This window comes from Gordonia sp. 135 (assembly GCF_009720185.1).
Taxonomy (GTDB): domain Bacteria; phylum Actinomycetota; class Actinomycetes; order Mycobacteriales; family Mycobacteriaceae; genus Gordonia; species Gordonia alkanivorans.
Genome location: NZ_CP046257.1, coordinates 3154670 through 3178421, shown reverse-complemented (window position 1 = coordinate 3178421; position 23752 = coordinate 3154670). Strand labels below are relative to the sequence as shown.

The window sequence follows — 23752 nt, the reverse complement described above, 5'->3', positions numbered from 1 at the left end:
GTCGAGGGGAGTGTTCGCAGATGACCACGATGATCGGCATCAACGCGCACCGTCCGGTTCGGCGTGCGCACCGCACGGTCGAGGTCTTCGGTGTCGACTGGCCCGCTCACAAAGCCCATGCCGTTCTCGCGGGAGTCGCCACCGCCGTCGTGACCCTGCTGATCTTCGGATCGTTGCAGGCCACTGCGTGGGTGACGGCGGTGGCGGTCCTCGCGGTGTGGTGGGGTGGGCGCTACCTGCCCGGGAACGCGGCCGTCGCACCCCGGTCGAATCCGCCGGGGATCTCGTAGATCCGTCCGTCGAATCCGGCCCGGTACAGACGTCCGGTCGAGAAGCCGCGGTCGCCGCGGCCGTAGGAGAGCACGCTCGACGTCGGCAGTCCGCTCGCCAGCACGCAGTAGCGTCCGGGCGAGGTGATCCGGACGATCTCACCGGTCGCGTTGAACGGCACGACCGGCCGGTCGCGGGAATCGAGCGTCAGTCCATCCGGAGTAGACGGTGCACCCACACCGAGCAGGCTCTGCACCACCCGCGGGTTCGTCGTCGAGATGCGGCTGACGCCCGGGTTCACGAAGGTGCGCGAGACGTAGAGCCAGCGGTCGTCGCGGCTCAGGACCGCGCCGTTGGCGCTCGGCAGTGCACCCCACGCGGCGTTCACCGCGCCGCCCGGTGAGACCCGTCCGATGAGATTGCCGAAGTCGTTGGTGGCGTAGACGTTTCCGCTCGCCGCCACATCCATCCCGTTCGCTGCGGACAGTCCGGTCACCCAGGGCCGGAACGCGCGGGTGTTGACATCCAGGCGGCCGATGGACGCATGGCGCAGGGCGTCGCCGACGATGACGCGGGGGTCGGCGCCGTAACCGACCAGCAGGGTTCCGCCGGGAGTCCAGGCGAGCGCACCCGCACCGTTACCGCCGGGCACTCGCGCGATCGGGACCGCAGGCGCACCCGGCCCGTTCAACCGGAAGACGCGACCGGAGATGAGGTCGGTGGTGTAGAGCCGTCCACCGGCGTCGACCGTGAGACCTTCGAGCGCGGCGCCGGGAACGACACCGACGAGTCGGGCGGGAGCGGCTCCCGGGCACTGCGGCGCCGCGGAGGCGGGGGCGGGACCGACCGCCGTGGCGAGACCCAGCGCCATGGCCGCGGACGCCGCGCCGGCGGCGATCCGGGTGAGGCGTGAGGTACGCCGGGATCGGCGCGGAGAGGGCTGGCGAGATGTCATTGACTGCTCCCTGATCAGGTGGCGGGTCGTGCTGCCGCTGTCCATCGCCAGTCTTGCGCAGGGGCTCGGGACGACGAGCGGTTTCGCCGATATACCCACCTCTCCGGCCGCGCAACCCCGGTATGCGGGCGACAGCGGTCGCCCGTGCATACCGGCCCTGCCGACATCGATGTACCCGGGCGCCTCGAACTATCCCGCGCAGTGAGAACATGGCAGTCGTGAGTACGCACCACGTCCCTGTTCACCAGCACGGTCCGGCACTGAGCCTCGACGCCATCGAGGCGGCGTCGGAGCGAATCGCCGACGCGGTGGCGCGTACCCCGCTCGAGGCCTGCCCGCGACTGTCGGGGACGGGTGCCCAGATCTACCTCAAGCGCGAAGACCTGCAGACGGTTCGCTCCTACAAGATCCGCGGCGCGTACAACGTGATGGCCCAGCTCTCGGCCGACGAGCTGTCCCGCGGTGTGGTCGCGGCCAGCGCCGGAAACCACGCCCAGGGTGTCGCTTTTGCGTGCAAGAGCATGAAGGTGCCCGGACGGATCTACGTCCCGACCACCACCCCGAAGCAGAAGCGCGACCGGATCGCCTGGCACGGTGGCGATTTCGTCGAGCTGAAGGCCATCGGGGAAACCTACGACGCGGCTGCCGCCGCCGCTCAGGCCGATGTGATGAGCACCGGCTCCGCGTGGATCCACGCCTTCGACGACCCGCGGACCGCGGCCGGGCAGGGCACCATCGCGCGCGAGATCGTCGAGCAGCTGGGCCGCGTGCCCGACGTCGTCGTCGCACCCGTCGGTGGCGGCGGATGTCTGGCCGGCATGGCCACCTACCTCCGTGGACTCTCCGGCGACGTGACGATCATCGGCGTCGAGCCGACCGGGGCCGTCTCGTTGAGTGCGGCACTGGTCAACGGCGGGCCGGTCACCCTCGACGAGATCGATCCCTTCGTCGACGGCGCGGCCGTGAAGCGAATCGGCAGCATCGGGCACCGGGTGATGTCCGAGCTCGGTGCGAGCGTCAGCGATCACCCGATCCTCGCCGGCATCTCCGCGACCCCGGCGACGCAGATCATCCCGGACGGTCCGCTCTCGCCGACCCCCGGCACGGCGCACATCACGCACGTCGACGAGGGCGCCATCTGCTCGGCGATGCTGGAGCTCTACCAGAACGAGGGCATCATCGCCGAACCCGCCGGTGCCCTTGCGGTGGCCGCCTTGGGCAAGCTGCGGCTACCCGCCGACGCGGTCGTCGTGTGCCTGGTGTCCGGTGGCAACAACGACGTCTCCCGCTACGGCGAGATCATCGAACGCTCACTGGTGCACCGCGGTCTGAAGCACTATTTCCTGGTCGACTTCCCGCAGGAGCCGGGTGCACTGCGGCGCTTCCTCGACGAGGTCCTGGGGCCCGACGACGACATCACGCTCTTCGAGTACGTCAAACGCAACAATCGCGAGACCGGTGCCGCCCTGGTGGGCGTCGAACTCGGCAGCCCGGACGGCCTCGGCGCTCTGATGGACCGGATGGCGCGCTCGCGCCTGCACTGTGAGCGCCTCGAGCCGGGATCGCCGGCCTACGAGTACCTGACCTGAGCTACCGCAGTCCGACGATCACGTTGTGCCCGGCTGACACTCCGTCGGCCGGTTGCTCCCAGGCCAGCCGGATGTCGAGCGGCCAGGGGAGTGCCACGGGCGCATCACCGGGAACGCACACCACCGACCATTGGCCGCGGTGCATCGCGAACCAGCCTGCCGCCTCGTCGAATTCGGCGTCGACGGAGGCGAATGCCGGATCATGCAGGGCTGCTTCGGCTTTCCGGAGTGCGATCACAGACCGGTAGAACTCGAGCACGCGGGCGTGGTCGGGCCGGGTCGGCTCCGACCAGTCCAGCTTCGACCGCTCGAAGGTCTCCGGGTCCTGTGGGTCGGGCACATCGTCGCTGTCCCAGCCGTGTTCGGCGAACTCCGACTTCCGGCCCTCCGCGGTCGCCCGGCCCAGTTCCGGTTCGGGGTGGGAGGTGAAGAACTGGAACGGGGTGGCCGCGGCCCATTCCTCACCCATGAAGAGCATCGGCGTGAAGGGGGACAACAGGACCAGGGCGGCCTTGATCGCGAGCTGCCCGCCGTCCAGGTAAGCGCTCGGCCGGTCGCCGATCGCCCGGTTGCCTACTTGATCGTGGGTGCAGGTATAGGCCAGCAACGACGACGCGGGCACCCGATCGGTCGGGATCGGCCGGCCGTGGCAGCGGCGTCGGAACGACGAGTAGGTGCCGTCGTGGAAGAAGCCTCCGGTCAGGACCTTTGCGAGACAGTCGAAACCGCCGAAGTCTGCGTAGTAGCCCTGTCGCTCACCGGAGACGAGGGCGTGGACGGCGTGATGGATGTCGTCGTCCCACTGGGCGGCCAGACCGAGACCGCCGGCCGATCGCGGGAGGAACATCCGTGGATCGTTGAGATCGCTCTCCGCGATCAGCGACAGCGGACGCCCGAGTTCGGCCGACAACGCGTCCGTCGCGGCGGCCAGTTCCTCGAGGAGGTGGACCGCACGATGGTCGGTGAGCGCGTGGACGGCGTCGAGTCGTAGTCCGTCGACGTGGAATTCGGTGAACCAGCGCAGCGCGGTGCCGGCGATGAAGGCGCGAACCTCGTCGGAGTCGGGTCCGGACAGGTTGACCGACGATCCCCACGACGTCGTGCCCTCGCTGAGATACGGCCCGAAGTCCGGCAGATAGTTGCCCGACGGCCCCAGGTGGTTGTAGACGACGTCGAGGACGACACCGAGTCCCTTGGCGTGACAGGCGTCGACGAAACGGGCGAGTGCCGCCGGGCCGCCGTAGGTTTCCTGCACGGCGTACCAGCCGACCCCGTCGTAACCCCAGTTGTGGGTGCCGTTGAAGGCGTTCACCGGCATCAGTTCGACGAGATCGACGCCGAGTTCGACGAGGTGGTCGAGCCTTTCGATCGCGGAGTCGAGAGTGCCTGCCGGGGTGAAGGTCCCGAGGTGGAGTTCGTAGATCACCGCGCCGTGCACATCGCGGCCGGCCCAGCCGGCGTCGCTCCACGACGACGCGTCGACGGTGAACAGCGCCGACATCTCGTGGACGCCTTCGGGTTGACGGACCGAGCGCGGATCGGGACGCACCGGCCCGCCGTCGATCGAGAACCCGTAGCGGAGGTCCGGGCCGGTCTCGATCGCGGAGTCCGCGGGGACCCGCCACCACCCTCCCGCGTCGGCGGACATCGGTACCGATCGGGTGGGGGAGCCGGGACCTCCGGATCGGACGACGAGGTCCACCCTGTCCGCCTCTGGGGCCCACACTCGTATCTCGTTCACCGAGGTCGGCGGTTGAAACGGAGCTGCATTGGAACGAAGTGGGGGGTTCTGTTCCCGTTGGTCGGCCGACCAAGTTGTGGTGCTCTGGTCGGTCGCGGACATCGTCGGGGAATTGCTCACATCATGCAAGGTATGTCGGGGTCACCGAAGTCGCACCGCGCGATACTGTGAGGCCGCACACACTCGAAGATGAGAGTGGGGTATATTACGGCGACGCTCATGCCCATGGGGGCACCTCGAGCAGATCAGCCTAGCGGTTCGGGAGTTTGAGACAACACCGACGCACGGCGACCTGACGGCCGGTGAACGGGTAAGCCGAGACGCAAGGGTAGGGATTGAGCACAGACGCAGTCACCTCGGATGACGAGGAGGTCGGTCGGAAGAGACCGGGTGCGGTTCGGTCGTGGTTCGACAAACATGTCGTCGCGTCCTTCGACACCTTCGGACGCCAGCTGGGCATGTTCGTCGAGGTGTTCCGTACGCTCTTCGTCGACCTCTTCAAGCGGCGTTTCCCGTTCGGGGAGTTCATCCGCCAGTGCGCTTTCATGGCGAGCACCTCGGTGTTCCCGACCCTGCTCGTCGCCATCCCGATCGGCGTCATCGTGTCGATCCAGGTGTCCAACATCGCCGGCCAGGTCGGCGCGACGTCGTTCTCCGGCGCGGCCACCGGCCTCGGCGTCATCCGTCAGGGTGCGCCCCTGGTCACCTCGCTGCTCCTCGCGGGCGCGGTCGGTTCGGCCATCGCGGCCGACCTCGGTTCCCGCACCATCCGCGACGAGATCGACGCCATGAAGGTGATGGGCGTCAACCCCATCGAGCGTCTGATCTCGCCGCGTCTGCTCGCCACGATGGTGGTCAGTTTCCTGCTCTGCGGCTTCGTCTGCTTCGTCGGCTTCATCACCGGTTACGTCTTCAACGTGTACTTCCAGGGCGGTACGCCAGGCAGTTACACGGGCACCTTTGCGTCCTTTGCGACGACCGCGGACCTGATGTTCGCGTTGGCCAAGGCCGTCATATTCGGCGCGATCGTGGCGATCGTCGCCTGCGATCGCGGCCTCTCGACAAAGGGTGGTCCCGCCGGCGTCGCCAACTCGGTGAACGCCGCGGTGGTCAACTCCGTCCTGCTCCTGTTCACCGTGAACGTGATCCTCACGCAGCTGTTCGCGATCCTCTTCCCGGCGAAGGTGGTGTGAGATGACCGCGTCACGGTATGTGCCACCCGCGCTGAAACCCCTGGAGGCCGCCAAGGCCGTCTATCGCGGTCCGCGCGACGCCCTCGCGGCGATGGGGCATCTCATCACCTTCCTCGTCCGCTCGATCGGCGCGGTCCCGCTGGCCTTCCGGCACTACAGCAAAGAAGTCTGGCGCCTGCTCGCCGACGTCGCGTGGGGCAACGGCGCGATCGTCGTGGGCGGCGGCACGGTCGGCGTCATGGTGATCCTCGGGATCATGGGCGGTGCGACCGTCGGCATCGAGGGTTACACCGCGCTGAACCTGCTCGGCATGTCGCCGGTGACCGGTGGTCTGTCGGCGTTCGCGACGACGCGTGAGATCGCCCCGCTGCTCGCGGCGACGGCGTTCACCGCGCAATCGGGTTGCCGCTTCACGGCCCAGCTCGGTTCGATGCGCATCGCCGAGGAGATCGACGCCCTCGAGGCGATCGCCATCCGGCCGCTGCCGTACCTGGTCACCACCCGCATGCTGGCCGCGGTCATCGCGATCGTCCCGCTGTACTCGGTGTCGCTGGCCGCCAACTACCTTGCGTGCCAGTTCATGTTCATGCTCCAGAGCGGCCAGGGCGAGGGCACCTACCTCTACTACTTCAACCAGTTCATCGTGTCCTGGGACATGGTGTTCTCGTTCATCAAGGTGATCGTCTTCGTGCTGCTGACGACGTTCATCCAGTGCTACTACGGATACTTCGCCGCTGGGGGACCCGAAGGTGTGGGAATTGCTGCCGGACATGCCATCCGGCTCGCGATCATCGTGATCGTGTTCGCGAACCTGGTCATGACACTCGTGTTCTGGGGCACCTCGCCCGGAATCAAGATCTCGGGCTGAGGGAGCGCCGGTGAACATCGCAACCGACGGGCGTAACCCCTCGCTGATGCAATTCGTGCTGCGCGGCATCGCCTTCCTGCTGGTGCTGCTGGTGATCTTCGTGCTGCTGTTCATGCGGTACCAGGGAACCTTCAGCAAAACGGTGGGTGTGACCGCCGACCTCGTCGACATCGGTGACGGTCTGACGTCGGGCGCCGACGTCCGGTACAACGGCCTCATCGTCGGCTCGGTGAAGTCCATCTCGGTCGGCGATTCCGGCGACCGGGTCGACGCCGCGAAGGTGATCAAGAAGGTCGAGATCGACATCGTGCCCGCGCAGGCCGAGGGCATCCCGGCGTCGGTGACCGCACGGACCGTGCCGTCGAACCTCTTCGGCGTCAACTCCGTCGAACTCGTCCGACCCGCCGAGCCGGGTACCGAACGACTGTCGTCGGGTGACTCCATCCCCGCCGACACGTCGCTCGAGACGATCAAGCTGCAGGACGCGCAGAACGAGTTGAATGCCATCCTCGACGCGGTGCCGCCGGAGGAACTCGCCCAGGTACTCGGCGTCGTCGCCGACGCCCTCAAGGGCGGCGGATCGGTGTTCGGCTCGTTCGTCGGCGTGCTGCGGACCTACTTCGACGCGATCAACGCACAGTTCCCGCCGGGTGCACCCCCGGGATTCGACAACTTCGACGCCGCGATCAGCGGTCTCGCGGAGTCCTCGCCGGAACTGCTCGACGCCCTGGGGCGCAGCGTGATCCCGGCGGTGACCATCGCCGAGAAGCAGCGTGACCTCGCGGCGCTGCTGTCCGGCAACCAGGGACTGCTCGACCAGCTACAGCTGATGTTCGCCCGCAACGGCAACGGCGGTCAGCGACTCGTCACCGACCTGAACCGCATGCTCGGCGCCACCGTGCTCGAACCGAACTCGTTGCCGCAGGCGGTCATCGCGCTGAACAACCTGGCGGCTCGGGTGCTCACGGTCTTCACCGGGACGAACGGACACGTCCAGCTCAACATCGGCGTCAGCTTCGGTGCCTTCGTCCGCTACACGCGTCAGAACTGTCCGGTGTACAACGGCGGCCCGTACGGCACGCTGCGCGGGCCGGGTTGCGTGGGGCCGGGAACCGGTACCGGACCGACGATGTCGGGTCCGCTGCGGATCTATCCGTCCGACGGCATGCGCAAGAACCGTCCGGTGGGCATGGTGACCACCGACGCCGACAACAAGACCCTCGGCGCAGTGCTGCGCCGGGCGCCGTCGGCCGCCGACACGATCATGCTCGGACCGCTGGTCCAGTCCATCGACGCACGTGACGCTGCCACTGATCAGGGAGGGGGACGATGAGCGCGGCCTCGGATTCGATCCGCAAACCGTTGATCGGCTTCACGATCTTCGGTCTCGTCGCGTTGCTCGTGACGTATGTGATCTTCTCGACCCTAGAACGATCGGTGTCGGGATCGACCAACAACTACACGACGTTCTTCACCGACGCCTCGGGACTCGCCGCCGGCGACGACGTCCGCATGGCGGGCGTCCGCGTCGGGCGCGTCGACAAGATCGAACTCGACAACGGGCGCGCCCGAGTCGAATTCGAGGTGCAGAACGACCAACAGGTCTACACCAACACGCGCGGTGCGATCCGCTATCAGAACCTCATCGGTCAGCGGTATCTCAATCTGACCCTGGTCGAGGGCCGCGACAGCAAGCCGCTGGCGCCCGGGTCGACGCTGGAGTTGCCGTCCGAGGACTCCTTCGACGTCACCAAGCTCCTCGCCGGATTCCAGCCGGTGTTCGAGACCCTCGACGCCGAGCAGGTCAACGCATTGTCGCAGGGTCTCCTCGAGGCTTTCCAGGGCAATTCGGTCTCGTTGAGCTACACCGTCGCCGAGGTGGGCCGGCTGGCCGAGGACACCGCCAACCGCGACATCGTGATCGGCGCGATCATCAACAACCTGAGCACCGTCATGCGTGACCTGTCCCGTCAGGGCGGTCAGCTCGGCACCGTGATCGAGTCGATGTCCGATCTGATCGCGAACCTCAACTCGAACTCGGCGGCGTTCGGCAGCGCGGTCTCCGACATCGGCCGCACGGCAGACGGTTTCGCCGACGTCCTGAGCCGCAGCCGGGGCAGCCTCGCCGCCGCCGCGACCAACGGGCGGATTGCCACCAGGACGCTCATCGAGAACGGCTCCAAGCTCGACCGGATGGCCGTCGACGCGCCGATCTTCCTCGGCCACTTCCCGCTGGTACTCGGAGAGGGTGCATACCTGAACATCTATGCCTGCGACCTCGACGTCGCGATCGGTGATGTCCTGCTGCCGCCGGGGATCTTCAACAAGATCGGTGGCACTAATCATTCGGTGGTGTGCCGATGAGCTGGTTCCGCAAGAAGTTCCGCAGCAACACCCGCGTCTGGTACGGCGTGATCGGGGCGGTCGTCATCGTCGCACTTCTGCTGGGCGTGACGGCGCTGGCCGGTGCGCATCTCGGGAAGAAGACGCTCACCGCCGACTTCGCCCAGGCCGGCGGAATCCGGCCGGGGGACAAGGTGCGCGTCGCCGGCATCGACGTCGGGGAGGTCACCGAAACCGAACTCGCCGGCCAGCACGTCGCGCTCACCATGAAGGTCGACACCGACGTCAAGGTGACGAAGAACGGCATGGCCGAGATCAAGATGTCGACGCTGCTCGGTCAGCGCTACGTCGATGTGTCGCTGGGCGATTCGCCCGAGGAAGCACCCGACGGCCACATCGAGCGGACCGCGGTGCCCTACGACCTGAACCGCACCATCGAAGCGGGTGCACCGATCCTGACCGGTATCGACGACCAGACCCTCTCGCAGAGCATCCGCACACTCAATCGTCAGCTCGCCGGTGTCCCCGCGATCACCGAGCCGACGTTCGAGGCCCTGACGCAGATGTCGGAGGTCATCACCAACCGCAAGGACCAGATCAATCAATTGATCGCCGACACCAAGACGATCACGAACATCGTCAACGACAACCAGGCGCAACTGGCGGTGATCGTCGGCCAGGGACGCGACCTGACCCAGAAGATCGTGGCCCGTGAGGAACTGGTGACACGCCTGCTCGACGGCATCGCCGAACTCACCGAACAGGCCAGTGCGGTGGCAGGGGAGAACGCCAACCAGTTCGCCCCGATCATGGCGAACCTCAACACCATCACGCAGGGGCTGGAGAAGAACCGCAACAACCTGCGCAAGCTACTGGAAATCCTCCCCGTGACGGCTCGTCTGACCAACAACGTCATCGGCGACGGCCCCTACGCGAACAGTTACCTGCCCTGGGGCATCTTCCCCGACAACTGGCTGTGCCTCGCCCGGGTGGTGGACGGATGCTGAATCCGCAGAAGCTGCGTCGTTCGACGCTCCTCGTGTGCATCTCCCTGCTCGGCATCGTGGGACTCTCGGGGTGTTCGATGATCCCGGGCAGCTGGAAGGCCGCCTTCGGGCAGGCGATCGAGGTCACCGCCTACTTCGACAACGTCGCCGGCCTCTACGTCAGCAACGACGTCGCGGTCCTCGGCATGCCGGTCGGTCAGGTGACCGCCGTTGAGCCGCAGGGCGACCGGGTCAAGGTCACCGTGACCATCGACAACGATGTGCCGGTGCCTGCCGACGCGACGGCGGCCATCGTCAACACCTCCATCGTGACCACGCGCCATGTCGAGCTGACCCCGGCCTACGAGGGCGGACCCAAGCTCGAGGACGGCTCGGTGCTCAAGGAGACGAAGGCCCCGGTCTCGGTCGGTGAACTGTTCGACGCCATCGACGGTCTCGTCGTGGGCCTGAAGGGGGAGGGCCCGGGTCCGGGACCTCTCGCGGACATGATCGACATCACCTCGGGCATCGCCACGGGCAACGGCGAGGAGATCCGTGCCGCCCTCGATCAGCTCGGCCAGGCGTCGAACGTGATCTCGGGCAACAGCGACGCGCTCGTCGACATCATCGAGACCATCGAGGGACTCACCACCACGCTGGTGAAGAACTACCCGAAGATGACGGCCTTCTCGAAGTCGGTCAACGAGGTGTCCCAGCTGCTCGGCGCGCAGTCGCCCGGTCTCGTGGCGACCATGCGCAACCTGAACCAGAGCCTGCAGAACACGACGGCGTTCCTGCAGAACAACACCAACACGATCTCGGTCTCCTTCGACCGCCTCGCCGCGCTGACCGCCAACCTGAGCGACTACTCGCGGCAGGTTGTGGAGACCATCGACGTCGGTCCGCTGCTGTTCCAGAACCTGAGCAATTCGATCTCCGCCGAGCAGGGCGCCTGGCGTGCACAGGTGCTGCTCGACAAGTCGCTCCTCGACAACGAGTTGCTCGCCGAGTTCTGCGACGCGATCAACCTGCAGAAGGACGGCTGTCGCACCGGCAAGCTGAAGGACTTCGGTCCGGACATGGGCATCTACTCCGCGATGCTGGAGCTGACGAAATGAGAGCGGTGACAAGCGCTTCCCTGGGTCGCACGGTCGCTGAACGGACACGTGGCCGTTCCCGCATGCGACGCGGCGCGGTGACGGCGGTGCTGCTCAGCGCTCTGATGGGGCTCACCGGCTGTGGCCTGTTGCCCGGCCTCACCGTCGAGCAGATCCCGCTGCCGGCCCCCGGTGGCATCGGTGACTCCATCCGGCTGACGGCGAATTTCGACAACGCCCTGAATCTGCCGACACGCGCCAAGGTGAAGCTCAACGGCACCGACGTGGGGCAGGTCGACACCATTGTCGCCAAGGACTACTCGGCGATCGTCACCATGGACGTCAGCAAGAAGACCGAACTGCCCGTGGGCACGGGTGCCGAACTCCGGCAGGCGACTCCGCTGGGCGACGTGTTCGTGGCGTTGCTGCCGCCGCCCACTGCCACGAAGGGCTTCATGGTCGATGGAGACACCCTGACCGGTCCCACCTCCGCGGCGTCGACCGTCGAGGATCTGCTCATCAGCATGAGCGGCGTGGTCGACAGCGGATCGCTGAACTCGCTCACGGTCATCCTCACCGAACTGAGCGCGGCCGTCGCGACCAATCCGACGGACCTCAACGGTGCGATCCGCGGTCTGACGACCGGCATCCGCAAACTCAATCAGAGTTCGGCGCAGGTCGACAGGTCGCTGGAGAACACCCGAATCCTGACCGGTCAGCTGGCGGACGGCCGAGCACAGATCATGGCCTCGATCAACAAACTGGGCCCCGCGCTTCAGTCGCTGAACGGCCAGATCGGCTCCATCCTGACCTCGCTGGACAAGGCCCAGCAGGTGACCGCGGCAACCAACGACTTCCTGCGCACCGATCAGGACAACCTCGTGGAGATGCTCGGGCATCTGTCGACGGTGCTGGCCGGTCTGCGGCAGGCCGCCGGCCCGCTTGGGTCGCTGGCCGACAACCTGCACACGTTGACCCCCAAGTGGATCAAGTCCACGCCGGGTAGCGCGGCTGCGGTGTCGGCAAAGGTGTACTGGCTGAACCCGGGCGTCGGGTTCGACTCGGCGAGCAGGCTTCCCGAGCTCGAGGACGTCGATTCGGGCTCGGCAGCGCTCCAGCAGACGCTCACGCGGCTGCTCGCCCGACTCACCGGAACCAAGGGGTGCTGCGGATGAGCGGCGTATTCGGTTTCCTCCGCAAGCATTCCGTACTCGCCGGCAACATCGGGCTCGTCCTGGTCATGGTCGTCGGGCTCGGCTACCTGTCGCTCGGCACGTTGCGGTGGGAGCCGTTGGCGGGCAAGTACAAGCTGACCATCGAGTTCCCGATCTCCGGCGGCCTGCAGGAGACCTCGGGGGTCACCCTTCGCGGGGCGCGTATCGGCGAGGTCGACACCATTCGCGTGGAGCCGGATTCGGTGACGGTGAAGGTCTCGGTCGACGACCGGTACAAGATCAACCGCAACACCCAGGTCTCCGCGCTGGGGTTGTCGGCGGCCGGCGAGCAGTACGTCGACTTCCAACCGACCACCACCGACGGCCCGTACCTCGAAGACGGTGACGTGATCGAGGCCGGGCAGACCAAGGTCACCGTGCCGTTCTCCGATCTCCTCGAGTCCTCGCTGGAACTCATCCAGCAGATCGATCCGGCGCAACTGCGCTCGGCCGTGGACAACCTGAAGATCGCGCTGTACTCCGAGGACGGCTCCAACGATCTCGAGGTGCTGTTCGACTCGGGCGGAACGATCTTCGCCCGGCTCTACACCGCATTGCCCGAGACGACGAAGCTGATCCAGAATGCGGGCACCATCTTCAAGACGACCGCCGACATCCAGCCCGACTTCGGGACCACGGTGTCGGGGCTGAGCGACCTGATCAACGCCGCCGCGGCCTCCGACAAGGAGCTGCGCACGCTGCTCGACCGCGGCCCGTCGCAGATGACCAGCCTCGCCGGTTCGATCAACCAGCTGACCGACCCGGTGACCGACGTGATGAAGCAGTTCCTCGACATCGCCGAGCAGGGCGCGCTGCGTGCACCGGCCCTCGCGACGCTGATGCCATCGATCCGGGATGCGAGCATCAAGAGCCTCACCATGTTCCACGACGGCGCGTGGTGGACGTTCGGTTCGGTGTATCCGCGACCGAGCTGCAACTACCCGGTCACCCCGCGTCGGCCGACCCAAGTCCTCGAGCTGACCATCCCGACCAATCTGTACTGTGTGACCGAGGATCCGAACCAGCAGATCCGTGGTTCGGCCAACGCACCACGACCGCCGGGCGACGACACCGCAGGGCCCCCACCGGGTTACGACCCGAACGCCCGCACGGTGCCGCTCGACAAATGACGACCAGACAAGTTGCGTGACCTGTAGATGACAGACCCTGAGAAGCCAGATCACGAGAAGCACGTGTCCGACGAGGAGACCAGCACCGAGAAGGTCGGCACCGAGAAACCCGTTGCGGATGCCACTGCCACTCCGCGCGGAAAGTCGGCGCGTCGCAGCGGTTCCGGTCCTGTGGGGCCCGAGCCTGCGACCGCGCCCGAGCCGCAGCCCGCGACCGGTAAGGAGTTCTCGCTGACGGTCACCGCGAGCGGGATCAAGCGCGCACTCGGTGCGTTCCTGGTCATCGCCCTGATCGCGGCTGTCGGGTTCCTCGGCTGGCGGACGTACACCTTGCAGAGCGAGGCGACCGCCTTCGCCGACGCCAAGACCGCCTCGGCGGATTTCGTCACCAAGCTGGTGACGACCCTCAACGCCGACAATGCGGGCAACTCCAAGGAACTGCTCGGTCCGCTGTCGACCGGGGAGCTGCGCAAGCGTCTCGAGCAGGAGCGCGCCGACACCGAGCAGAATGTCGAGGCCCTCAAGATCGAGGTGTCCTCGAAGATCAGTGTCGTCGCGGTCGAGACGGTGGAGACCGACTCCGCCAAGACGGTCGTGATGGCCGAGGTGACCGGCCGAAGCGTCAAACTACCCACCGGCGGAACCAGTCTCATGGTGTTCCGGCTCGACCTGGACAAGGAGGACGGCAAGTGGCTGGTCTCCAAGGTCGACGGCCCGCCCGGTAGCCCCAGCGGTCAGATCGACCCGTCGCAGTCGTTGCCGGGTGCCGGTGGCGCACCCGCGCCGCAGCCGAGCCCCGCACCCGCGCCGGCAGGCTAGTCGGCCGCTTCGCCTATCGGCGCCGCGACCCCCTGCTCCCTGAGCCTGGATCCGTGGAGGGGTGTGGGGTGTCGGTGATATAAAAATGCCCTCTGAGCTGGGATGATTGGTGGTGTTGAGACACTAAACATCCCAGCTCAGAAGGCACTTTCAGTGAAAGTATCACACAGCTTCTCGGCCACGTCGGCACTCTTTGACGATGACAATCTGGTGTCGCATGCCGGGTTGGTGCCGGTGATGGAATTGGCTCACTCGACCGGGGTGGCCGCATTGCTGGCCGAACGGGTCGATCTGGGCACCACCCGGGTCGCTTCCGCCGGAGCCAACCTGGAAGCGAAACTGCTGACCGTGATCGCCGGGTTATGTTGCGGCGCTGACAGTATCGACGACCTCGACATCGTCCGGGCCGGTGGGCACACCCGCCTGTTCGACCGCGTATACGCCCCGGCCACGATCGGACAAACCCTGCGGGAGTTCACCCCCGGGCACACCCGACAACTCAACGCCGTGATGACGCGCTCGCTGCCGGCGATGTGTGCCCGGGCAGGATTGTTACCCACCGACGGTGCCCGCGTGTTCCTCGATATCGATTCCCTGCTGCGCCCGGTCTATGGCTACCAGAAGACCGGCGCCTCCTACGGACACGCCAAGATCGCCGGACGTGAACTGCTGCGTCGGGGCCTCTCACCGCTGATCGCCACCCTCAGTGCACCCGAGCACCCACCGGTGATCGCCAACGCCTGGCTGCGCGCCGGGCGCGCCGCCTCCGGCGCCGGAGCAGCAACGATGCTCGCCGAAACCATCGCCACCGCCCGCCGCGCCGGAGCCGCCGGTGAGATCACCGTGCGCGCGGATGCCGCCTACGGGTCGGCCGAGGTGATGGCTACCTGCCAACGCCTGGGCGCCACGTTCTCGCTGGTCCTGCGGACCAACACCGCGATCACCCGCGCAATCACCGCCATCGGCGACGACGCCTGGACACCGGTGTCCTATCCCGGGGCGGTCACCGACCCCGACACCGGCGAGTTGATCTCTGATGCCGAAGTCGCCGAAACCACCTACACGGTCAAACCACTCTCACCGCACCCGATCACCGCCCGACTCATCGTGCGGCGAGTCAAAGCCCATCACCCCGCCGACACCGACACCCTGATGCCGGCCTGGCGGTATCACTCGTTTTTCACCAACACCACCGACGACACCGTTACCGCCGACATCAACCACCGCGGCCACGCCGTCATCGAGACCGTGTTCGCCGACCTCATCGACGGACCGCTGGCGCATCTTCCCTCCGGCGTTTTCGGCGCCAACGCCGCCTGGCTGGCCCTGACCGCCATCAGCCACAACCTCATGCGCACCCTCGCCGCGCTCAGCGCGGCCCCCAGACTACGAGCCGCGCGCGGAGCGACGCTGCGCCGCACGCTCATCGCCGTGCCCGCCCGACTGGCCCGACCAGCACGAACACCCATCCTGCACCTGCCCCGACACTGGCCATCCCAACACGCATTCACCACCCTGTGGGCCGCGGTGAACACCACCTGACCCAACACCCCAACACGCCCACCCACGACCAGGAAACCCAGTGAAAAAGCTGACGCAAGATCAGCGAATACCCGACGCCCACAACACGATCAACCACTCACGCACACCCCACCACCACTCACCCACACCCCTCCACGGATCCAGGCTGAGGTGCGAAGACGTAAGCGACGAGCCACGACGGGCCGGTGAGCCGAATGCATCGGCCGTCCAACGACCTTCAGTGGTCCGAGACGAGTATCGCCACCGGATGGTCGGCGCGCACGGTGTGCAGATCGACCGTCGAGTCGTAGACCGCGCCGCTCCGGACATCACGCCAGCGAGCGCCGCGCGGCAGCCCGATGACGGTGTCGGCCGCCGATTCGGGTTTGAGGCTGTGGGTGAACCGCGCGGCGATCACGACGACCTCGGGTGCGTCGTCGGAGCCGCGGCCGAAGGCGATGGCGTGATCGGAGGCCGGACCGTCGACCGGCAGGCGGTGGTACGTGCTCGATGCACCGAATGCCTCCGGGTGCCCGGCGCGGACACCGAGCGCGGTACGCACGAGTTCGGCCTTCGGATGTTCCAGGGACCGAGCGAAATCCACCGGCCGTCGGTTGTCCGGGTCGACGAGTGAGTCGTCCCACCATTCGGTGCCCTGATAGATGTCGGGGACGCCGGGTCCGAGGAGTGCGATCGCCTTGCGGGCGAAGGTCTCCTGCCGCCAGGCGGAGGAGGTCCGGGCGACCAGATCGCTGACCGCGGTCGCGATCGGATCGGTGGTCACCTGGTGGATCCAGCGCTCGATCGCCGTTTCGAAGTCCTCGTCGATCTCGGTCCACGTGGTGCGGAGTCCGGCCTCACGCGAGGCCTTGCGGGCGTACTCGACGAGGCGCGCACGCAACTCATCCGTGACCTCGCCATCGGCCGGCCAGACACCGAAGATGTTCTGCAGCAGGAAGTAGCACGTCAGGTTGTCCGGGATCTCGGTCCCCAGCCAGACGCGTTCGATGACCAGCGACCATCGTTCGGGCACCTGCGAGAGGAGTGCGATCCGGGCGCGGACGTCCTCGCCCCGCTTGGTGTCGTGCGTCGACGTCGCGGTCATCGCCAGCGGCCAGCGACGGGCGCGTTGGGCGTTGTGATCGTGGAATTCGTTGAGCGACACCGCCGGATTCGCCGGATCGCCGCCCACCTCCTGAGCCGACACCAACCGCGCGGTGCGGTAGAAGAGGCTGTCCTCGACGCTCTTCGCCGTCACCGCGCCACAGGTCTGCGCCAGGCGTGAGGTCGCGGCACCGGGACTCCGGGTGGCGCGCATGATGGCATCGAGTGCTCGTGTCAGCGAGGGGTTCGCGGCGGCGATCCGTACGGCGGTCGTTTCCAGGCGCGGCCGCAGGGACGGATAGTCGGCGCGGTACACCCCGAGGGCGGCGATGAGTTCGGCGCAGGCGTCGGCGATGGATTCGGAGTCGGCGGCCGGGTCGGAATGGGTGATCGTCCGGACGAGTCGTCGCAGTTCGGTGGGGAAGGACTCGCGCAGCGTCGTCAGCTTGCGCTGGTGCTCCACCGACGCGAACCACTGCGCGTCGCCGGTGTCGCCGGTGAGGTGCTCGTTGAGTTCGGTGAGTTGCACGACGCCCGACGGTGCGACGAACAGCCCGTCGATGATCCGCATCTGGTCGTAGCCGGTGGTGCCCTCGACGGGCAGCGTCGGTTCGAGGGGCTCGTCCGGGGCGAGGATCTTCTCGATGTAGATCAGCCGGTCGTCGCCGACGTCGTGGCGGAGATTGCGGAGGTACTGCTGGGGGTCCCAGAGTCCGTCCGGATGATCGACGCGCACGCCGTCGATGAGGTCCTCGGCGATGAGCTCCCGCAGCCACCCGTGGGTGGCGTCGTAGACCGCGGGGTCCTCCTGCCGGAGGCCGGCGAGTTCGTTGACGGTGAAGAACCGGCGGTACCCGATCAGCCCGCTGTTCCACGGCACGAGCTTGTAGTGCTGGCGCGCATGGACTTCCGCGGCGGTCCCGTCCGCGGTCCCGGGGGCGATCGGGAAGGCGTGGTCGTAGTACCGCAGGTTGCCCTGCTCGTCGATCTCGAGCGGACTCAGGTCGCCGTCGGCGGCGACGACCGGCAGCGCGATCTTCCCGTCGGCGCCGTTGTCGTCGCTGAGGTCGACGTCGAAGTACGAGGCGTATTGCGACCGGTGGCCGTGACGGAGCAGGTCGGCGAACCACGGGTTGGCGAGCGCATCCGCCACACCGGTGTGGTTGGGGACGATGTCGATGATGATGCCGAGCCCGCGATCGGTTGCCGCGCGGCGGAGTTCACGCAGACCGTCGATGCCCCCGAGGACATCGGACACGGCGGGCGGCGGAAGCCAGTCGTAGCCGTGGGTGGACCCGGCCGCGGCCGTGCCGATGGGGGACAGGTAGACGTGACTGACCCCCAGGTCGACGAGGTGATCCAGCGTCGCGGTGACATCGGCGAACCCGAAGTCGCCGTTGAGTTGGAACCTGTAGGTGGCCCGCGGTGTCGGTCGTGTGCTCATCGAGGCGGTGCCCAAGGTCAGGACGTCTTCCGCAGGACGAGCACGGACCGGCCGCCGACCGTCACCGAATCTCGGCAGGCGGCGGTCAGATCCGAGTCGCCGGTCGGATGGGTGGTGTCGAGTTCACCGACCCACTCGAGGCCGTATTGTTCCGGCGGTAGATGGAAGTCGATGGGTTCGTAGTGGGCGTTGAAGCAGATGAAGAACGAGTCGTCGACGACCCATTCACCCCGTTCGTCCTTCTCGCCGAGCCCCTTTCCGTTCAGGAACACCGCGAGACTCTTGCCGAAGCCGCTGTCCCAGTCCGCGGACGTCATCTCCACACCGGCGGGTGTGAGCCACGCGATGTCGAGGGACTGATCGCCCCACCGGATCGGCTTGCCGCCGAAGAAGCGTCGACGGCGGAACACCGGATGCGCGGTCCGCAGCGCGATGGCCTTGCGGGTGAACTCCAGCAGATCGGCGTTCTCCTCGGCGAGAGACCAGTCCACCCAGGACAATTCGGAGTCCTGGCAGTACACGTTGTTGTTGCCCTGCTGGGTGCGGCCGATCTCGTCACCGTGGGCCAGCATCGGCGTGCCCTGCGACAGGAAGAGCGTCGCCAGGATGTTGCGCTGTTGCCGGGCACGCAGGGCGTTGATCTCGGGATCGTCCGTCGGGCCCTCGACGCCACAGTTCCAGGATCGGTTGTGGCTCTCGCCGTCGCGGTTGTCCTCACCGTTGGCCATGTTGTGTTTCTCGTTGTACGACACCAGGTCGCGCAGCGTGAAGCCGTCGTGGGCGATGACGAAGTTGATGCTCGCGAGTGGCCGCCGGCCGGTCGCCGCGTAGAGGTCCGACGACCCGGTGAGCCGGGAGGCGAACTCGCCCAGCGTCGACGGCTCGCCGCGCCAGTAGTCGCGCACCGTGTCGCGGTACTTCCCGTTCCACTCGGTCCACAACGGCGGGAAGTTGCCGACCTGATAACCGCCCTCGCCGATGTCCCACGGCTCGGCGATCAGCTTGACCTGGCTCACGACCGGATCCTGTTGCACCAGATCGAAGAACGCCGAGAGGCGGTCGACGTCGTGGAGTTCGCGGGCCAGCGTGGAGGCGAGGTCGAAGCGGAATCCGTCGACGTGCATCTCCAGGATCCAGTAGCGCAGCGAGTCCATGATCAGCTGCAGCGTGTGCGGATGCCGGCCGTTGAGGCTGTTGCCGGTACCCGTGTAGTCCATGTACATCTCGGGCTCGCCGTCGACGAGGCGGTAGTAGGCCGCGTTGTCGATGCCGCGGAAGCAGACCGTCGGACCCAGGTGGTTGCCCTCGGCGGTGTGGTTGTAGACCACGTCGAGGATGACCTCGATGCCCGCGTTGTGGAATTCGCGGACCATCGCCTTGAACTCGGTGACCGCGCTGGCGGGTTGATCCGGGGTCGACGAGTACTCGATGTGCGGCGCGAGGAATCCGAAGGTGTTGTATCCCCAGTAGTTTCGCAACCCCTGGTCGCGGAGGGTGAAATCCTGCATGAACTGGTGGACCGGCATCAGTTCGATCGCGGTGACACCCAGCGACTTCAGGTGATCGATGATCACCGGATGGCAGAGGCCCGCGTAGGTGCCGCGTAGGTTCTCGGGCACGCCGGGATGGGTGGCGGTCATGCCCTTGACGTGGGCCTCGTAGATGACCGTCTGGTGGTAGGGGCGATTGGGCGAGCGGTCGTTCTGCCAGTCGAAATACGGGTTGATGACCACCGAGACCATCGTGTGCCCGAGCGAGTCGAGCCCGGGCATCGGGTGCTCGGGAGCGGGCGGGTTCTCCGGAAGAGGTTCGAGTTCAACCGTTTCCGCATCGTCGGTGGCCTCGGCGACCTCGCCGTCGGTGGCCTCGGGTGCGGCCTCGTCCTCTGCCGCGTCGACCTCCGAAGCGTCGGCGTCCGCCACAGGTTCCTCGGTGGGGTCCTCGGGCGGGCCCTCCGCGTCGTCGGGCGTCGGCAGGGGGTAGGAGAACAGTGAGGCGTCACCGTCGAAGTCGCCGTGGAAAGCCTTGCCGTACGGGTCGAGAAGCAGCTTGCTCGGGTCGCATCGCAGTCCGCGGGAGGGGTCGTAGGGGCCGTGCACGCGGAAGCCGTAGAACTGTCCCGGCACCACGTTCGGCAGGTAGCAGTGCCAGCAGTAGCCGTCGACCTCTTCGAGACGGATGCGACGTTCCTTGCCGTCCCGGTCGATGAGGCACAGCTCGACGGCTTCGGCGACCTCGGAGAACAGCGAGAAGTTGGTTCCCGCACCGTCGTAGGTCGCCCCGAGCGGGTACGGGGTGCCCGGCCACACCGGGATCGGTGCGGGTTCGGGTTCGACGAGTGCGTCGGCCTGGACCGGGTCGTCCGGCATGGGGAGCGGCGGGGTGTCGCTCGTACCCGGATCCGGTTGTTCACCCGCGGTTGGCGAAGCGGTACTGCCCACCTTCGGAGACGACGTCATGGGTTGACCCTAGTCGTGTTGTGTCAGGTGGTCATCTCGGAGAGCGAAACGTCCGCCCGGAGCGGCCGGTCCGCCCGGCGGCTTATACGCGACACCGGAAGGAATGTGAAAGACGCAGGTCACGGCACCTGCGGGCCGGTCCAGGGCAGTTGGGCCTCCATCTGCCGGCCGAGCTCGTCGGTGAGACTCCGGACAAACGTGGCCGAGAGGTGATGGGGGTCCTTGTAGACGGTGATGTTGCCGATGATCGCCGGGCAGAAGTCGTCGGTGCAGATGCCGTTCGACATGTCCAGCGGGTGGAAGTCGGGGCGGGTGGCGGCGAGCTCGAGCGCCGGGTCCTCGGGTGCGAGGACGGCGGCACGTCGCGAACCGCAGCTCTCCGCGTCGCCGCCGTCGGCGAGGCAGATGGGCGTGTCGATGGTGCCCTTGCCGTTCTTCGGCCACGGCGTGTCCCGCATGCCGAACACCGGGACGCCGGCACCGAGGAAGCGATCGAAGATCGGGGTGTAGTCCGGCGGCACCCAGTCGCCGGGTTGGTAGTCGCGCGGTCGCGTCGAGTTGGTGAACACCGCGTCGGGTTTGTCGGCGATGACCTGTTCGATGACACGCTGGCCCCAGTCGTAACACTCGGGGTAGGGGACGCCGCGCTGTTTGGGGACCTCGTTGGTCGACAGCGGACAACCCATCTTCAGGTAGGTCTTGACCTTGAACCCGTTGCGCTTGCCGAGGGTGTCGAGCGCGGAGATCCACATCTCCGCGTGCGAGCCGCCGGCCAGTGCGATCGTGCGGGTGGCGTTCGGGTCGCCGTACACACCGACATGGATCTCGTTGTCGGTGAAGTCGCTCATGTATCCGTCGGTGGAGGTCTCCGGGTAGTCCTGGATGACTTCCAGCGCCGACGGTTGGGGATCGAGGGCGGGGACCGGCCACCCGTCGAGCAGGGCACGCGCACCCGGGTACGACCGCGGGTCGAGGTTCTTGGTGTCGACGACGATGTTGTCGACGTGGTTCTCCCACACCTTGATGGCGACGCCGGCCACCACGCTGCCGAGCAGCAGGATCGCCGTCACCACCGACGTGTAGGACAGCCACCGCGACCGTCCCGCGCGGTTGCCCCGGGGGAGGGCCGCCCGGTCACCGCCGCGGAGCGGGTCCTCGATGTAGCGCTTGGTGAGCCAGGCGAGACCGATCGACACCCCGAGGATGCCGACTCCCTCGAGGAAGTTCGCGTGGTTCTTGTCCCGCCAGGTGAGGTAGAAGATCAGCAGGGGCCAGTGCCACAGGTACAGCGAGTAGGCGATGGTGCCCAGCCACACCGGCCAGGTACTCGCCAGCATGCGGTTGGCGGCCGGCATCCCGTCCGGGGCGGCATGCGAACCGCGCGGCGCCTTCTGCAATGCGGTCGCGCCCGCCCAGATGATGATCAGCGTCGCCCCGACCGGAACGAGTGCCATCGGGCCCGGGTACTCGGCGACGCCGTCGATCCAGAACCCGCAGCTGACGATCAGCGCGAGGGCCGCGACGGTGGCGACGTTGCGCAGCCAGTTGGGGACGCGGAGGCTCGGCAGCCAGATCGCCAGCAGCCCACCGGCCAGCGGCTCCCACAGCCGCGAGAGCGTGGAGTAGTAGTTGTACGGCTGGTTGATGGCCATGCCGCGATGTGCCCACCAGAACGATCCCAGCGCGACCACGAAGACCGCGGCGCCGACCAGGAATCTGATGACCCGCGGGTCGGCGAACGGGCGCGCGAAGTGTGCGAGCAGCTTGAGGACGCCGGCGAACGCCAGGGCGACGAGCAGGGTCAGCAGGAAGAACTGTCCCTGCATCGACATCGACCAGATGTGCTGCAGGGGACTGTTGGCCGAACTCGCGGCCAGGTAGTCCTGGGAGTTCAGAGCCAGGTACCAGTTCTGGTAGTAGAGGGCGCTGGCCACGACCTCGTTGCCGATGTTGGCCCAGCGGGTCTGCGGCAGGACCACGACGGTGAGCACCGTGACCGCGAGGAGCACGGTGATCAGTGCGGGCAGCAGTCGCTTCAGTAGTCGCTTCAGTCGCGGCCACGGATCGAGGGTGTCGCGGAAGGTGACGTTCGGCTTCTGCGCGTAGATCGCATGCCGGAGGAGCGAACCGAGGAAGAAGTATCCCGACAGGGTGAGGAAGACGTCGACGCCGCCGGAGACCTTCCCGAACCACACGTGGAAACAGGCCACGAGGGTGATCGCGATGCCGCGCAGTCCGTCGAGGTCGGTGCGGTAGGCAGGGGTCGTCGGCGTCGAGGGGGCCGACTCCGGCGCCACTACTCGAGTCGTCGATGCCACAGAGAAGTCTTTCGGGTCGGGAACGGTTTCGGCCGGGTAGCAATGTACCCGCAGAAGCTGTGAATTCCTGAGTCGTGACGGTCGCGACACCCGGTGGAGTTGGTCACGGGGCGCAGGAATGTCAGCGACGCGCTCGGGTGCGGGCCCCGTCGAGGATGATCGTCAGTCCGTCGACGAACTCGCCGGTGAAGTCGCGGCCCGACGGTTCGATGACGCCGAGGCGTTCCATCTGTGCGCGGGTCTGTTCCTCGATGGTCAGGCCGATGACGAGCTGACAGATCGCGACGCCGGCGGCCTCCGCGTCACGCAGCGAGAGCCCGCCGGAATGTCCGGCCGCGACGATGTCTGCGGCGATGGCCTTGGTGGACAGGCCGCTGGCCCAGCTCGACGACACGACCTCGGCGCTGTCGGGCACCTCCAGCAGGGCCGCGCGCATCCCGGTGGCGAGCAGCCGCAGCCGCTCGTCCCACCGCAGATCGGCGGCGGGGATCGTCACCGCGCCCAGGATGTCGTCGGCCAGAGCGGCCAGCAGGGTCTGCTTGTTGGGGAAATGCCAGTACAGGGCGTTGGGGCGGACCCCGAGCTCCGTGGCGAGCCGGCGCATCGACAGGTCGGCCAGGCTGTGCTCGCGCAGGATGTCGCGGGCGGCGCGGAGGACGTCGGTGCGGCTGTTGCTCACGCGGTCAGCGTAGTGACCCCGA

At 67.1% G+C, this 23752-nt stretch carries 19 protein-coding genes; 13 read left to right on the top strand and 6 right to left on the bottom strand.

The window, feature by feature from the left end; all coding sequences use genetic code 11:
- Positions 1–20 precede the first annotated feature (20 nt).
- A complete protein-coding gene (locus GKZ92_RS14365; protein ID WP_006356900.1) occupies positions 21–290 on the top strand; it encodes a hypothetical protein in 270 nt (89 codons plus the stop codon).
- Here GKZ92_RS14365 and GKZ92_RS14360 read toward each other — a convergent pair.
- A complete protein-coding gene (locus GKZ92_RS14360) occupies positions 233–1141 on the bottom strand; it encodes an SMP-30/gluconolactonase/LRE family protein (protein ID WP_155225721.1) in 909 nt (302 codons plus the stop codon). The two genes, GKZ92_RS14365 and GKZ92_RS14360, sit on opposite strands and share 58 nt — an antisense overlap.
- Before the next feature lie 112 nt (positions 1142–1253).
- Here GKZ92_RS14360 and GKZ92_RS14355 point away from each other — a divergent pair, with 112 nt between their 5' ends.
- Both GKZ92_RS14355 and ilvA read left to right on the top strand, forming a co-directional pair.
- Positions 1254–1430, top strand: coding sequence for a hypothetical protein (locus GKZ92_RS14355; RefSeq protein WP_155225375.1), 177 nt, complete (start codon positions 1254–1256; stop codon positions 1428–1430).
- A gap of 4 nt (positions 1431–1434) precedes the next feature.
- Complete coding sequence (gene ilvA, locus GKZ92_RS14350) at positions 1435–2814, top strand: threonine ammonia-lyase IlvA (protein WP_155225374.1); 1380 nt, start codon at positions 1435–1437, stop codon at positions 2812–2814.
- A 1-nt stretch (position 2815) separates the two neighbouring features.
- Here ilvA and treZ read toward each other — a convergent pair whose 3' ends face one another.
- On the bottom strand, positions 2816–4540 hold the full coding sequence (treZ, locus tag GKZ92_RS14345) for a malto-oligosyltrehalose trehalohydrolase (protein WP_155225373.1): 1725 nt from the start codon (positions 4538–4540) through the stop codon (positions 2816–2818).
- A gap of 350 nt (positions 4541–4890) precedes the next feature.
- On the opposite strand from treZ, the gene GKZ92_RS14340 reads away from it, so the two are divergent.
- From GKZ92_RS14340 to GKZ92_RS14295, 10 genes are all read left to right on the top strand, one after another.
- Positions 4891–5748, top strand: a complete 858-nt coding sequence (locus GKZ92_RS14340) for an MlaE family ABC transporter permease (RefSeq protein ID WP_035752628.1) — start codon at positions 4891–4893, stop codon at positions 5746–5748.
- 1 nt (position 5749) lies between these two features.
- Positions 5750–6616, top strand: a complete 867-nt coding sequence (locus GKZ92_RS14335) for an MlaE family ABC transporter permease (RefSeq protein ID WP_035752627.1) — start codon at positions 5750–5752, stop codon at positions 6614–6616.
- Positions 6617–6626: 10 nt separating this feature from the next.
- Entirely contained in the window at positions 6627–7949 is a 1323-nt protein-coding gene (locus GKZ92_RS14330) for an MlaD family protein (protein WP_035752626.1), read from the top strand.
- Entirely contained in the window at positions 7946–8980 is a 1035-nt protein-coding gene (locus GKZ92_RS14325) for an MCE family protein (protein ID WP_042377405.1), read from the top strand. The genes GKZ92_RS14330 and GKZ92_RS14325 overlap by 4 nt, the downstream gene beginning before the upstream one ends.
- The gene (locus GKZ92_RS14320) at positions 8977–9966 is read left to right on the top strand and encodes an MCE family protein (RefSeq protein WP_075864074.1); all 990 of its coding nucleotides are present in this window, start codon (positions 8977–8979) and stop codon (positions 9964–9966) included. The genes GKZ92_RS14325 and GKZ92_RS14320 overlap by 4 nt, the downstream gene beginning before the upstream one ends.
- Positions 9960–11063 carry an MCE family protein gene (locus tag GKZ92_RS14315; protein ID WP_155225372.1) on the top strand — a complete coding sequence of 368 codons (1104 nt, stop codon included), beginning with the start codon at positions 9960–9962 and terminating at the stop codon, positions 11061–11063. The genes GKZ92_RS14320 and GKZ92_RS14315 overlap by 7 nt, the downstream gene beginning before the upstream one ends.
- Entirely contained in the window at positions 11060–12217 is a 1158-nt protein-coding gene (locus GKZ92_RS14310; protein WP_442903309.1) for an MlaD family protein, read from the top strand. Before GKZ92_RS14315 ends, GKZ92_RS14310 begins: the two co-directional genes overlap by 4 nt.
- Complete coding sequence (locus GKZ92_RS14305; protein WP_035752767.1) at positions 12214–13386, top strand: MlaD family protein; 1173 nt, start codon at positions 12214–12216, stop codon at positions 13384–13386. Before GKZ92_RS14310 ends, GKZ92_RS14305 begins: the two co-directional genes overlap by 4 nt.
- Positions 13387–13413: 27 nt before the next feature.
- Positions 13414–14205 carry a hypothetical protein gene (locus GKZ92_RS14300; protein ID WP_155225370.1) on the top strand — a complete coding sequence of 264 codons (792 nt, stop codon included), beginning with the start codon at positions 13414–13416 and terminating at the stop codon, positions 14203–14205.
- Between the two features lie 153 nt (positions 14206–14358).
- Positions 14359–15747 carry an IS1380-like element ISGosp1 family transposase gene (locus GKZ92_RS14295; RefSeq protein WP_006360329.1) on the top strand — a complete coding sequence of 463 codons (1389 nt, stop codon included), beginning with the start codon at positions 14359–14361 and terminating at the stop codon, positions 15745–15747.
- Positions 15748–15964: 217 nt separating this feature from the next.
- Here the strand turns inward: GKZ92_RS14295 and treY are convergent, their stop codons facing one another.
- The 4 genes from treY to GKZ92_RS14275 form a co-directional block, all read right to left on the bottom strand.
- Positions 15965–18274, bottom strand: coding sequence for a malto-oligosyltrehalose synthase (treY, locus tag GKZ92_RS14290; protein WP_155225369.1), 2310 nt, complete (start codon positions 18272–18274; stop codon positions 15965–15967).
- 17 nt (positions 18275–18291) lie between these two features.
- Positions 18292–20733 carry a glycogen debranching protein GlgX gene (gene glgX / locus GKZ92_RS14285; RefSeq protein WP_035752618.1) on the bottom strand — a complete coding sequence of 814 codons (2442 nt, stop codon included), beginning with the start codon at positions 20731–20733 and terminating at the stop codon, positions 18292–18294.
- A gap of 119 nt (positions 20734–20852) precedes the next feature.
- Positions 20853–23030, bottom strand: coding sequence for an acyltransferase family protein (locus tag GKZ92_RS14280; RefSeq protein ID WP_006359649.1), 2178 nt, complete (start codon positions 23028–23030; stop codon positions 20853–20855).
- A 142-nt stretch (positions 23031–23172) separates the two neighbouring features.
- A complete protein-coding gene (locus GKZ92_RS14275; protein WP_006359648.1) occupies positions 23173–23730 on the bottom strand; it encodes a TetR family transcriptional regulator in 558 nt (185 codons plus the stop codon).
- Between the last annotated feature and the right edge of the window lie 22 nt (positions 23731–23752).